The organism is Brevundimonas naejangsanensis DSM 23858, assembly GCF_000421705.1.
In the GTDB taxonomy this organism is placed as follows: domain Bacteria; phylum Pseudomonadota; class Alphaproteobacteria; order Caulobacterales; family Caulobacteraceae; genus Brevundimonas; species Brevundimonas naejangsanensis.
Genome location: NZ_ATXN01000005.1, coordinates 167,048 through 179,095, shown reverse-complemented (window position 1 = coordinate 179,095; position 12,048 = coordinate 167,048). Strand labels below are relative to the sequence as shown.

Genomic DNA, 12,048 nt, shown 5'->3' with positions numbered 1-12,048 from the left:
GTAACGTCACGCTGCGGGTTGTCCGCGCCGCCGGCGTCGGCCATGCTTTCGCCACACCACGGCAAAGCCGTTCAACGACAGGAGATCCGCGTGCGCGGCGAAATTCTCAGCTATGACGACGCCACGGGCACAGGGCTGATCAGCGGCGACGACAGCCTCCGTTACGGCTTCGCGCGCACCGCCGTTCAGGGCGACGGCGCAGTCGCCGCCGGCGTCCGCGTCGACTTCGTGCCCGAAGGCATGGAGGCGACCCAGATCATGCTCCTGCCGTCCGCCACCGCCGCCGCGGCCTTCGGCCAGGCAGCAGGGGCCGCCTCCTCGGCCAGCGCCGAGTCCGGCTCCGGCTACGACATCAAGACCGCCTTTTTCTCCTTCAAGGGCCGCCTGCGCCGTCGGGACTTCTGGATCAGCTGGGCCATCCTGTTCGTCGTCGGCCTGGTCCTGAACTTCGTGCCCAAGGTCAGCTTCATCCTCGGCCTGGTGCTGATGGTCCTGCACCTGGCGGTCGGCTTCAAACGCTTCCACGACATGGGCAAGCCGGGATGGCTGGTCGTCATCCCCTGGGCGCTCTGGTACGCCTCGCTCGCCATGCTGGTCAGCGCTTTCGGCCTGTCGGTCCTGAGCGACCCCAACGCCATGCAGTCGATGGACCCCGAACTGCTCTTCGCCACCGGCGGCGCCGCCTTCGGCCTGATGTTCCTGGCCGGGCTGGTCAGCTTCGGCTTCTGGATGTGGCTCGGCTTCGGCGGCAGCCAACCCGGTCCCAACAAATACGGCCCCAACCCCAAGGGCGAATAGGTCCCAAAGAGCGCTCTCCGGAGCGCTCTTTTTTTTTGTTGCGCGCTACCGCTCAGCGCGCGGCGCCTTGCTGCTTGAGGTGGTCAGCGCGCTCCCAGCGCCGTGGCGCGCGCCAGCATGCGCGCGATCTGCGTCTCGGACCGCAACAAGCCCTCGGCGCCGCCGTCCACCGTGACGTTCACCGTCACCCCAGGCGCTGCGTTCATCGGCTCCACCGTCCCGGCGCCGGCCGGGCGAAACACCTCCGGCCCGCGCTCGCCGACCAGATAGGCGCCTCCGCCCAGAACCGGCCCGCCATCGGCCCGCGCGCCGCCAAAGCCGCCCATCGCCGCCGCTATGGCGCCCGACAGACCTCCGCCGCGCACGCCTGCCGCCGCATTGACGGCGTTCAGCACCGCCCGCGCCAGCTCAGCCAGCGTCACCTGCCCGTCCGCCGCCGCCCGCGCCAGCGACCGGGTCAGACTGGCCCCCGCCCGCCCGAACGCGTCCTCGATCGAGGCCGCCGCCCGCTCCGCCGGCTCCTTCAGCGCCTCCAGCGCCGCCGCCGCCTCAGCCGCCTTCACCGGCACGGCGTCGATCCCGTCCGGCCTGAAACCATCAGTCATCCGGCCACATCTCCTGCATCCGCTCCAGTTCGCCGCGCCCCAGCGGCGTCGCCTGCGCCGGCCCCGCCGTCAGCATCCGCCACTCCTTGACCGACAGCCGCCAGAAGCCTTCCGGCCCCACGCCGATCCGCGCCGCCGCCTGCATCATCTCCGCCCATTGACGGTCCTGGGGCGTCATCAGGCCGACGCCGCGAAAGCCTTCGCCACCGCCTCCGCCGCCTCACGCGGATCGACCGACGCCGCCGCCAGTCCATCCGCCAGCACCGCCTCACCGCCGCCACGCAGCAGGGCCGCCAGCACCACCATCAGATCGCGCGCCGACAGCGAACGCAGCCGCTCGGCCAGCGCCGCCACCCCGGCGACGCCCAGCCCGGTCTCGATCTCCGCCAGCGCCCCCAGCGTCAGGCACAGCGTCCGCTCCGCCCCCGCCAGGTTTGCGACCACCTCGCCCCGCACGCCGTTCGCCATCACAGCGCCTCGAAACTGATCTCGCCCGCACTGGCCAGGCTCAGCGCAAAACTGGCCTCGCCCTCATGCTCGCCCGCATATTCCAGCGCAGCGACCAGGAACGGCCCTTCCAGCACGCCGAAATCCGGCACGATCAGCCGCCACGTCTTCGCCGCCTGCTCAAAGAAGGCCTCGCGGATCAGGGCGTCCGACGCCGCGTCGCGGAATATTCCCTGGCCCGACACCGCCGCCGACTTCACGCCCGCCCCCGCCAGCAGTTCGCGCCACCGTCCGGCGCTGTCGCTGTCGGTCGCATCCACCGTCTTGGCGTTCAGCGAGATCGTCCTCGCCCTCAGTCCCGCCACCGTTGCGAAGGCGCCGCCCGCGCCCTCGACCTTCAGCAGGATGTCCTTGCCCCGTTGCGCGCTCATCTCAGATTTCCTCCGTCACGGCTCTCAGCCGCATCACCGCCCACGCCCGCTTCAGGTCCGGACTGCGGAACAGGTCCGTAAACGTCACCGACACGCTGACCGCCTTCACCCCGTCCGCCTCCAGCAGCGCATCGGCGAGCCGCGCCCGCACCGCCGCCGCCACGGCCCGCGCCTCCTCCAGCCCCCTGAACCGACTGGCGCAGGTCAGGGTCAGCCGCTGCTCCACCCCGCCGCCGTCCGCATTCAGCGGCCTGCTCTCGCACCGCCCGATCAGCAGATGCGGAAATCCCGCACCCTGCGGCGGCTCATCCCAGATCCGCGCCGGGTCCCCCAACAGCGCCTTCAGCGCTCCATCGCCGCCCAGATGCGCGATCAGCGCCTTTACCAGCGCCCCTTCATGATCCTTCATCGCACCCGCTCCAGATCCAGCCGCACCCGGCCCGCCGCCTTCGGATCGGCCTCGATCCCGACCACGGCCCAGTTCGCCCCGCCGAAGCGCACGGCCAACCCTTCCTCCAGCCTCGGGTCGGCCCGCACCGTGGCGCTCAACCTCTCCACGCCGCGCGTCACGCCCGCCTCCGTCCGCTCGCGCCGCCGTCGCGCGCCCAAGGCCAGCCACAGCGACCCGACCGGCTCATAGCTGACCACCTGCCCGCCATAGGGCGTCTGCGCCGCCACCGGCCGCACCAGAGACGCCACCACCTTCATCGCGCCCGCGCTCACAGCCGCACCACGCGATAGGGTGCGATCCACCCCTCAACCGGCGCCGCCGACATCTCGCTCTCGCCCCGCTCAAAGGCGCGCATCACCAGCATCATCACCGCCAACCTCAGCGGCGCTGGCGAGGTCGAGGTCAGGCACAACCCGACTTCGCCCTCCACCCGCGCCCTGGCCGCGTCGATCAGCGTCTGGATCAGCCCGTCCTCCGCCTCATGCTCGACGCGCAGGAACAGCTTCGCCTCCGCGAGGCTCACGGGTGCCGTCATTCAAATCTCCCTATGTTCCCTTTCCTTCTCCCCTTGTGGGAGAAGGTAGCCGCCGAAGGCGGACGGATGAGGGGTCGCGCCACGCGAAACCCCTCATCCTCCCACCGCTCACGCGGCAGGCCCCTCCCTCTCCCACAAGGAAAGAGGGCTCTCGTTCGTCAGCTCGCCGCGAACTTCATCAGCTTGATCGCGTCGAAGTTCTGCACTCCGCCGCCCACGCGCTTGGTCGTGTAGAACAGCACATAGGGCTTGGCCGAATAGGGATCGCGCAGCACCCGCACCCCCGCCCGATCCACGATCAGATAGCCGCGCGCAAAGTCGCCGAACGCGACCGACAGGCTGTTGGCGCCGATATCCGGCATCGTCTCGATCTCGGTAACCGGATAGCCCAGCAGACTGGCCGTCTCGCCCGGCCGCGTCGCCGGCGACCAGATGTAGTTCCCGTCCGCGTCCTTGAACTTGCGCACCGTCGAGACCGTGCGCCGGTTCATCACGAAACGCCCATTCGGCCGATACTGGGCCTTGGGCGCATAGATCAGGTCGATCAGCTTGTCCGCCGGGTTGGTCGAGGCGAAACCGCCCGCCGCCCCCGACGCCACCGTGCCGATCTGGCCCCAGGTCTGCGTCCCCTCGGCCGCATTGGCGTAGGCCAGAAAGCCCTTGGGCTTGTTGACCCCGTCGCCGCTGACGAAAGCCGCCGTCTCCTGCGCCGCGAAGGCGTCCTCGACCTCGGCCGCCAGCCATTCGTCCAGGTCGATCAGGGCGTCGTCCAGCAGGTTCTGCGTCGCCGCCGGACAGGCGTAGAGATCGGCCGAGGAGAACTCCAGCAGCGCCAGCGTCGCCGGATCCGTCTCCGGCCGCGCCGCCGTCTCGGCCACCCAGCCCGCCTGCACGCCCGCCGTCGAAACCGGCTTTCGGAACACGCCCGAGCCCACCGTGCGCACCGTGGCGATCTCGCGCATCGGGCTGCCCGCCATCAGGCGCCGCTCGGTGGCGCGCTCCGTCTCCGGCGGCACGACATAGCCCGCCGAGTTCGACGCCGACGACAGCCCCGCCTTCAGCTCCAGACCATGCGAAGCGCCCGACTTCATATAGCCGTCCCACGCCGCCTTGGCCTCCGGCGCCGCCACGACGGCAGGCGGCTCGGCGCCCAACCCAGAAGCACTGAGAATCGGCCTGCGGCTCTCGCTCAGCGCACGGTCCATGCGCGCCTGCGCCTGGGCCACCGCCTGATCAATACGCGCCACCTTCTCCTCCAGCAGCGCGTCGGCCGACGCCTTCTTCTCGATCTCGTCCAGACGGGCGTCATTCGCCCCTTTAAACGCCTCGAACGCGGCCATCATCTCATGCATGGCGGCGCGCGCCTCGGGATGACCCGAGACGGTCTTGGTCTCTCTCATGATGTCTCCAGAAAAATGCGCGACCGTCCTGCGGCGCGCCGTCAAACCGGGCCAGGCCCGGAACCGTCCCATCCTTTGCCGCGCTTCAAAAGCGTGCGACCCTCCCGCCATCGAACCAAAGGACATGGAGGATGGATGTTGAAACTCGTAGGCGTCGCCCTCTCGGCTCCGCTGTCGGCCATCGCCCTCATGGCCTGCTCAACCCCTGAGCGTCCGACTATGTCCCAGAATTCGTCCCAAGGTTCGCCCCAGACGGCGCCCGCCGATCCGCCCCGCCTATCCGCCGACGTCTCCCTCGACGCCCGCCTGTTCGAGATCCTCGGCGCCTGCGAGGCCCTTGATCCGGACGGCGACCAGACCTTCGAGGCCCATCTGCGGCGCCACGCCCCCTACGCCGCCCCAGACCGACAGGACGCCCTGCGCCAGGCTCACGCCCGCGGCCGCGCTATCGCCGCCCGACAGACGCCCGAATCCTGCGCTCGCCTGCTACGCGGCTACCGCCAGCAGGAACCCGGCCTGCACGGCCCGGCCGCCAACCGTTCGCGATTGAAGACGACCGACTGATGCCCATCGTCTCAAGCCCAACCTCGCAGTTGCTGGACGTCGCCCGACAGTCCTGGCTTCTGAAACTGGTCTGGCCCTGGCCGACCTGGCCCTGCTGGACGATCCTGTCGCTCTACTGACGCGTGGACTGGGTCGACCCTGGCCTCTCAACTACTGGAGCACCTACGCCATCTTCGCTGCGATCGGCTTCCTCCTCGTGACCTGGCATTGGCTGCGCGCCATGCACGACCATTATGTCGCCGAGGGCCTCAATGCCGGCCGTCGTCCTTTTCCGGCCTTGCGCGCCTGAACCGCGCGCCCGGCAGCATCGGAAACGTCACCAGCGACACCTCCCACAACTCGACCGCGCTCAGCACCCTGAGTCGCCCCTCGCGCCGCGCCTTGGTCGCCCGAAAGCCTATCGACAGCCCGTCCAGCGCCCCGGCGCGCGTCAGGGCGGCGGCGTAGCGGGCCTCAGCGGACCAGTCCTCGATCCGCCCCTCGACCCACAGGCCGCGCTCGTCCTCAACCATCCGCTCCCAGACGCCGACGACAGCGCGGCTTTCATGCTGGTGCAGCATCCGCACCCCGCCCGCGCCGGTCTTCGCCAGGCTCCCGGCGAAAACGCCGCGCGCCGTCACGTCCCCGTTCAGGTCCGCCACGCCCCACAGGGAGGCGTAGCCTGCAATGGCCAGCCCCGCCCTTGTCCGGCTTGTCGCCGCCATCATTTCTCCTCCAGCCGCCGCTCGATCCGCTCGACCGCAGCGCGCGTCGCCTCGCCCTGCGCCTCCAGCCGCGCCAGTCGCTCGGCGACCAGCCTTTGTTCATCCACGCGCTGCTCCAGGGTGGCGATCCGCGCCGCCGCCCCGCCGGCCCACACCAGGCCGCCGAGGGTCTGCACCAGCAGCGCTGCGATCAGGGCGACGGGCATCTTCTTCATCGCTTCCATCACTCGCCCACCCCCGCCATCCGGCGCCGCTCGTCCTCGGTCAGGAAGCCAGCCGCATTCAGCCGCGCCCACAGCGCATCCCGCTCGACCTGAAGGGCCGGAACCGCATCCAGATCCGGCTCGATCCGGCAATCGACGAAGCGGCTGCCTAGCCACCCCGTCATCGCCCCGGCCGCCTTCCTCACCAGCGGGATCACCGTCCCTCGCCAGAAGGCCGCGTTCGCCTCGCGATAGTTGGCGTAGGTCGCATCGCCGGGTATCCCCAGCAACTGCGGCGGCACCCCGAAGGCCAGGGCGATCTCCCGCGCCGCCGCGTGTTTCCCGGCGATGAAGTCCATGTCGTGCGGCGTCAGGCTCATCGGCTTCCAGTCCAGCCCGCCTTCCAGCAGCAGCGGCCGCCCGGCGTTCCGCGCCCCGGCATGGGCCTCGCCCAACTCCGCCTTCAGCGCCTCGAACTGATCCGCTGTCAGCCGCTCCCCGTCCCTGGAGCCATAGATCAGCGCCCCCGAGGGTCGCGCCGCATTGTCCAGCAGCGCCTTGTTCCAGGCCCCCGACGCATTGTGCACGTCGATGGCGAAGGCCGCCGCCTCCAGCGGCGAAAACCCGTAATGATCGTCCGTCGGGTGAAACAGCTTCAGATGCATCACCGGCGACCAGCCGTCGCCATGCCGCGCGATCCGCACCGACCGCCCGCCGACTGCGTATTCATAAGCTTCCGGCCAGCCCGCCCTTCCGGGGACCACCTTCACCCGGTCGGGCCTCAGCGCCCACAGTTCATCGGGCGCGCCGTCCCCGTCGGCGTCGCCGGTCGCCTCGACATAGGCGTTGCCCGCCGTCTGCAGCGCGCCGTAAACCGCCTCCATCAACTCGCCGCCCGACTGCTCGGGGTTGGGTTTGTCGATCAGCCGCGCCAGCGGATGGTCCGCGCTGCGCACGCCCCCGACCATCACCATCAACGGCGTCGAAGCCGCCGCCTCCGCGATCATCCGCACGCAGCGATAGGCCACGGCGTTCTTGCCGAACCCCTCGTCCGCCAGATGAGCGTAATCGCGCGGCGTCCATCGCGCGCGGCCCGCCCCGGTCAGAGCGATCAGCGGCCCGGTGCGGCTGTCCTTGATTTCGGGCGCAGCAACGCGCCGCCGACCGAACGGTCGTCGCCAATCCATTGAAATCTCCATATCTTTCCTCGCCCTCCCCTTGTGAGAGAAGGATCAGATCACAACGCCCGCAGCCTCGGCTGCGTCTTCCCGGCCAGCAGCAGGTGCGTCAGCCCCCACACCAGAGCGTCCGCCCGGTCCGGGCTCTTGGCGCCCGGCGCCTCGCTCCCCAGCGCCATCATCTCTTCTTCCAGCGCCGGAAACGCCCCGCAGTGGACGACCCGGCCCTGCTCGTAGAGCGCCGCCACCGGCTCGGCCCGCGCCTTCTTGGACCGGCTGGCGTGAACCAGCTTCACCTGCGCCGGACAGTCCGCCTGCCCCAGCAGGGTCCGCACCATCTCCCCGCCCTGATTGGCCTCGGCCAGCACCAGGTCGGCGTCGAACTCGCGCGCCGCCTCCGCCACGCGCCGCGCCCATCCGGCGGGCGACAGGCCGCGCGCCGAACGGTCGGCCAGCACATAGGCCGCCTTGTCCCAGCGCCCTGCGACCACGATCCCGCAGGCGTCGCCGTGGGCGCTGGCGGGCGGGTCGACCGCCACCACCACCCGATCGAACCGCGCCGGACGGCTCCCGCGCGCCCGCGCCAGATCCTCGGCCCGGAACAGGGCGCCGTCGGCCTCGACCACCAGCCCTTCCATCTCCTGCGCCTCCAGCCGCGTCCCGGCGTAGAGGCTCTGAAGGTGGCCCAGGAACCCCGGCGCCAGATTGGCTTCGTTGTCCTTGGTCGCCAGCCGGGCCGTCGCCACGCCCGGCTCGGCCAACAGGCGCCTCAGCGCCGGGATCGGCCGGGGCGTCGTCGTGATCGCCAGCCGGGGATCAGCCCCCAGCCGCAACCCGAATCTCAGGTTCGACAACGTCGCCTCAATGTTCCTCCAGGCGCAGAACTCATCCGCCCAGGCCGCGTGAAACTGCGGTCCGCGCAGGCTGTCCGGGTCTTCGGCCGAAAACGCATAGGCCGCCGCGCCCGAGGGCCAGATCAACCTGCGTCGCCCCGCCTCCCAGCGCGGCCGGTTGTCCGCCGTCGCCTGAGCCTTCAGCCCCGACGGCCCCTCGACCATCACCTCGCGCACGTCGTGCAGCGCCGTTCCGACCAGGGCGAAGGTCCGGTCCGCGCCCCGCGCCAGTTCGTTCATCCAGAAGCCGCCGGCGAAGGTCTTGCCCGACCCGCGCCCGCCCAGCAGCACCCAGGTGCGCCAGTCCTCACGCGGCGCGATCTGGTCGTCGTTCAGCCTCGGCGTCGCCTTGACCGCCGCCCTCAGCGCCGCCCCTCGCTGTTCGCGCGGCAGGCTCTCGATCCAGTCCCGCAGCCAGCGACTTGCGCTCGATGGCTGCGACGAGATGATCGACACGGGCGAAGAATTCGGCCTGAAGCCCGGCCAGTTCGGCGTCGCTGAGGTCACGGTCGTCGTCGCTCATTCCATCCTCTTCAGGGCTGCGGCTCTTGCGGATCAGGTCGGCCTCCAGCGCCGCCACCGCCTTGGCCGTGCGGGCCAGAACGCCGATGGCGCGCGCCCGCTTCTCGGCCTCGGCCACATCGGCAGGCGGCTCGGCCGCCGTCACCACGGCGATCGCCTGGTCCGTCGCGGCCCTCAGACTGGCGAAGACCTCGCCCAGCCACGCCGCCGTCACCCCCGCCGCCCCGCCCTGATCCGCTTTTCCCGCCATGACTGAACCATAGCCGAGCAGCGTCCTCAGGCGCGCAAAGGGCGCCCGGATCGCGTCAAACGTAAGGATTTCCCGGCTTTGGCCCGCCCAGTCGCAAAGATCGTCGGCGTCAGGCGCCCGCTCGCGTCTCTTCAGGCGTCGTTTCAGCCTCGTTCAGCCACCACGACAGGGCGGCGGCCAGTTCCGTGATCTGGATCGGTTTGGCCAGATGGCCGTCCATGCCCGCCTCCAGGCAGCGCGTCACCTGATCGGCCTGGACGTTGGCCGTCAGCGCCAAAATCGGAATGCGGCGCTCGCCCTGAGCCTGCATCCGACGAATTTCCCGCGTCGCCGTCAGCCCGTCCATGACCGGCATGTGCACATCCATCAGCACCAGATCATAGACCCCCGAATGCGCTGCGTGCACCGCCTCGGCGCCGTCGGCGACCGTATCGATCTCCAGCCCCAGATTTCTCAGTATGGCGCTGACCAGTTCGCGGTTGGCGGCCGCGTCGTCGGCCATCAGCACCCGGCCGCGCATGGCGTCCTTGCGGGCGCGATCAGTCTCGTCCCTCGCCGTAACGCCTTCTTCCGTCGCCGCCGCCAGCGGCGCCTCGAACCAGAAGGTCGAGCCTGCGCCCGGCGCGCTCTCCACCCCGACCTCGCCGCCCATCAGTTCGATCAGCCGCCGCGAGATCGCCAGCCCCAGACCCGTCCCGCCGTAGACCCGCGTCGTCGAGGCGTCGGCCTGGGTAAAGCGCCGGAACAGTTCCCCGATCTTTTCGGACGGGATGCCGATGCCGGTGTCGGTCACCTCCACCCGCATCCGCCAGCCGCCGCCCTCCTGCGCTCGCCCGCCGACCTTCAGCGTCACCGCCCCCCTGGCGGTGAACTTGGCCGCATTGGACAGGAAGTTCAGCATCACCTGCCGCAATCGCCCCTTGTCGCCGGTCAGGCGCTCGGGGGTTTCCGCCGCCATCACCACATTCAGCGTCAGCCCCTTGGCCGAGCACTGGCTCTCGATGATCGCCGCCGCCCCCTCGACCAGGGCGCGCGTATCGAACGGCTCCGGGTCCATCTCGATCGCGTCGGCTTCCAGCTTGGAATAGTCCAGAATGTCGTTGATGACGCCCAGCAGCGCCTCCGACGCCGTGGCGATGCGCTCGACATAGACGCGCTCTTCGGCGGGCAGATGCTCCGACGCCTGCAACAGTCCGGAAAAGCCGATGACGCTGGTCAGGGGCGTACGCAGCTCATGGCTCATATTGGCCAGGAACTCGCTCTTCACCCGCGCCGCCGCCACGGCGGTCTCCTTGGCCTCCAGCACCTCCGCCTCCAGCGCCTTGCGCTGGGTCATGTCGCGGATCACCACCACCACGTCGTCGACATGGCCGTGCTCGTCCTTCAGGGCCTTGAAGGTGCACTCGACCCAGACGGTCTGGCCCTTCTTGTGCACCGCCCTGTGCTCAAGGCGGGTCGGCTCGCCGCTCTTCACCGCCCTGCCGATGGCGCCCAGCACCAGGTGCCGGTCCTCGGGGTGAACATAGTCGGTCGACTGGCCGCTCATCTCCTCATAGGTCCAGCCCAGCAGTTGCTGGATCGCCGGCGAAATGTATTTGCTCGACCCGTCCATCTTGACGCGGGTGATGACGTCGCCGGTGTTTTCGGCCAGCAGCCGATAGCGCCGCTCATTGGTCTGGGCCGCACGCAGCAAGGCCTCGCGCTCGGTCACGTCCTGCAGCACGCCGAACAGGGCGATCACCCGGCCGGTGGCGTCCTTCTCGGCGGCGCCCTCGGCGGCGACCACCCGCTCGGTCTCGTCGACGCCCACCAGCCTCAGCTTGAAGGTATAGCCCTCGCCGGTCTTCAGAGCCCGCTCGACCAGCCGTTGAATCTCGCCCCGGTCGTCGACGTGATAGTGGTCGAACACATCCTCCAGCTTCGGATGGAAGACGCCCGGCGCCCGCCCGTGGATGCGATAAATCTCGTCCGACCAGGTCACCGTTCCGGTCGCGACCTCATAACGCCAGCGTCCGACCCCGACCATGTCCTCGGCCAGCCTCAAAGTCTCCAGGCGCGCCGCCTCCTGGCGCATCGCTTCGGCGTGTTCCATCAACTGTCCCGCCAGACCGGCCAGTTCGCGGATCAGATCGAGCTCCGTCTGCGTGGGCGCCGGGCGCGGCTGAACGTCCATGACGCCGATGGCTCCTGCGGGCCGGCCGTCAGCCCCGCAGACCGTGGCGCCGAGGAAGAAGCGGACATAGGGTGCCCCGACCACCATCGGATGGCGGCGATAGACCGGATGCTCATGCGCATCCTGGATCACCATCACGGCGTCCGGTCCCATGTCCGCCAGTTGGTGGCTGACGCTGTTCAGGCGCGGCACGCTCACCTCGTCCAGACCGACCCCGGACAGAAAGACCGCCCGGTCTTCATCCAGCGTCGCGATCATGGCGTGGGGCGTGCGGAACGTCGCGCACGCGATCGCCGTCAGTCGGTCGAACGCGTCCCGCGCTCCGCTTTCCGACCCTTTTCGTGTTGCGACAATGTCCATTCCGCCCTCGCCCTGACCACGCCCTTACCCCCGGTCGACGAATTATTCGTTAGCGACGCCGCGTTCCGCCATCCATTCCGGCGCCTCGAAGTCCAGGGCGTCCTCGGGTTCGTTCAGCGCCGTCTCGCAGACGGTCTGACGCCGCACGGACACCCCGGCCGCATGCACCGTCTCCCGGTCGCCCGAGACCAGCGGGTGCCACCAGGCCAGCGGCCGCCCTTCATGCAGCCGACGATAGGCGCACGACAGCGGCATCCACTTCAGCCGCTCGATATTGTCGGGCGTCAGCTGCACGCAGTCCGGCACCTCGGCCTGACGATCAGCATAATCGGTGCAGGTGCAGGCGTCCGTATCGAACAGCTTGCAATGCACGCGCGTAGGGATGATCTGGTCGGTGTCCTCGTCCTCGAACCGGATGACACAGCACAGGCCGCAGCCGTCGCACAGGCTTTCCCACTCGCCCGGATTCATCTCGGCGAGCGTCTTGGTCTCCCAGAAGGGCTTGGCTGGCGCGGAACTCATGGGCGCGCCCTA

General features: G+C 69.7%; 17 protein-coding genes. 2 read left to right on the top strand and 15 right to left on the bottom strand.

Annotated features, from left to right (window positions below; genetic code table 11):
- Window positions 1–90 precede the first annotated feature (90 nt).
- Window positions 91–798: a DUF805 domain-containing protein gene (locus tag H556_RS0111970; protein ID WP_029673583.1), complete on the top strand. Its 708-nt coding sequence runs from the start codon at window positions 91–93 to the stop codon at window positions 796–798.
- An 83-nt stretch (window positions 799–881) separates the two neighbouring features.
- Here H556_RS0111970 and H556_RS0111965 read toward each other — a convergent pair whose 3' ends face one another.
- The 8 genes from H556_RS0111965 to H556_RS0111930 form a co-directional block, all read right to left on the bottom strand.
- Complete coding sequence (locus tag H556_RS0111965) at window positions 882–1,403, bottom strand: hypothetical protein (protein ID WP_024354655.1); 522 nt, start codon at window positions 1,401–1,403, stop codon at window positions 882–884.
- Window positions 1,396–1,581: a phage tail assembly chaperone gene (locus H556_RS0111960; RefSeq protein WP_024354654.1), complete on the bottom strand. Its 186-nt coding sequence runs from the start codon at window positions 1,579–1,581 to the stop codon at window positions 1,396–1,398. The genes H556_RS0111965 and H556_RS0111960 overlap by 8 nt, the downstream gene beginning before the upstream one ends.
- Window positions 1,581–1,871, bottom strand: coding sequence for a GTA-gp10 family protein (locus H556_RS0111955; RefSeq protein ID WP_024354653.1), 291 nt, complete (start codon window positions 1,869–1,871; stop codon window positions 1,581–1,583). The genes H556_RS0111960 and H556_RS0111955 overlap by 1 nt, the downstream gene beginning before the upstream one ends.
- Window positions 1,871–2,281, bottom strand: a complete 411-nt coding sequence (locus H556_RS0111950; RefSeq protein WP_024354652.1) for a phage major tail protein, TP901-1 family — start codon at window positions 2,279–2,281, stop codon at window positions 1,871–1,873. Before H556_RS0111950 ends, H556_RS0111955 begins: the two co-directional genes overlap by 1 nt.
- A gap of 1 nt (window position 2,282) precedes the next feature.
- On the bottom strand, window positions 2,283–2,690 hold the full coding sequence (locus H556_RS0111945; protein ID WP_024354651.1) for a DUF3168 domain-containing protein: 408 nt from the start codon (window positions 2,688–2,690) through the stop codon (window positions 2,283–2,285).
- Window positions 2,687–3,004, bottom strand: a complete 318-nt coding sequence (locus tag H556_RS0111940; protein ID WP_245559478.1) for a phage head completion protein — start codon at window positions 3,002–3,004, stop codon at window positions 2,687–2,689. Before H556_RS0111940 ends, H556_RS0111945 begins: the two co-directional genes overlap by 4 nt.
- Window positions 3,001–3,267, bottom strand: coding sequence for a head-tail connector protein (locus H556_RS0111935; protein WP_024354649.1), 267 nt, complete (start codon window positions 3,265–3,267; stop codon window positions 3,001–3,003). Before H556_RS0111935 ends, H556_RS0111940 begins: the two co-directional genes overlap by 4 nt.
- Before the next feature lie 158 nt (window positions 3,268–3,425).
- A complete protein-coding gene (locus H556_RS0111930) occupies window positions 3,426–4,667 on the bottom strand; it encodes a phage major capsid protein (protein WP_024354648.1) in 1,242 nt (413 codons plus the stop codon).
- Between the two features lie 135 nt (window positions 4,668–4,802).
- Between H556_RS0111930 and H556_RS0111925 the strand changes: the two genes are divergently transcribed.
- Window positions 4,803–5,231 (top strand): hypothetical protein, encoded by a 429-nt coding sequence (locus H556_RS0111925; RefSeq protein ID WP_024354647.1) that lies wholly within the window; start codon window positions 4,803–4,805, stop codon window positions 5,229–5,231.
- Window positions 5,232–5,479: 248 nt separating this feature from the next.
- On the opposite strand, the gene H556_RS0111915 is transcribed toward H556_RS0111925, so the two are convergent.
- From H556_RS0111915 to H556_RS0111885, 7 genes are all read right to left on the bottom strand, one after another.
- Window positions 5,480–5,938, bottom strand: a complete 459-nt coding sequence (locus H556_RS0111915; protein ID WP_024354646.1) for an HK97 family phage prohead protease — start codon at window positions 5,936–5,938, stop codon at window positions 5,480–5,482.
- Entirely contained in the window at window positions 5,935–6,150 is a 216-nt protein-coding gene (locus H556_RS0111910; RefSeq protein ID WP_336433132.1) for a hypothetical protein, read from the bottom strand. The genes H556_RS0111915 and H556_RS0111910 overlap by 4 nt, the downstream gene beginning before the upstream one ends.
- Window positions 6,151–6,158: 8 nt before the next feature.
- Window positions 6,159–7,325 carry a phage portal protein gene (locus tag H556_RS0111905; RefSeq protein WP_024354644.1) on the bottom strand — a complete coding sequence of 389 codons (1,167 nt, stop codon included), beginning with the start codon at window positions 7,323–7,325 and terminating at the stop codon, window positions 6,159–6,161.
- Window positions 7,326–7,375: 50 nt separating this feature from the next.
- Window positions 7,376–8,500, bottom strand: coding sequence for a DNA-packaging protein (locus H556_RS0111900; protein ID WP_035303003.1), 1,125 nt, complete (start codon window positions 8,498–8,500; stop codon window positions 7,376–7,378).
- 16 nt (window positions 8,501–8,516) lie between these two features.
- A complete protein-coding gene (locus H556_RS16565; RefSeq protein WP_024354642.1) occupies window positions 8,517–8,981 on the bottom strand; it encodes a hypothetical protein in 465 nt (154 codons plus the stop codon).
- A 109-nt stretch (window positions 8,982–9,090) separates the two neighbouring features.
- Window positions 9,091–11,514 carry a PAS domain-containing protein gene (locus H556_RS0111890; RefSeq protein ID WP_081650949.1) on the bottom strand — a complete coding sequence of 808 codons (2,424 nt, stop codon included), beginning with the start codon at window positions 11,512–11,514 and terminating at the stop codon, window positions 9,091–9,093.
- A 42-nt stretch (window positions 11,515–11,556) separates the two neighbouring features.
- Complete coding sequence (locus tag H556_RS0111885) at window positions 11,557–12,036, bottom strand: YcgN family cysteine cluster protein (protein ID WP_024354640.1); 480 nt, start codon at window positions 12,034–12,036, stop codon at window positions 11,557–11,559.
- Window positions 12,037–12,048: the final 12 nt, after the last annotated feature.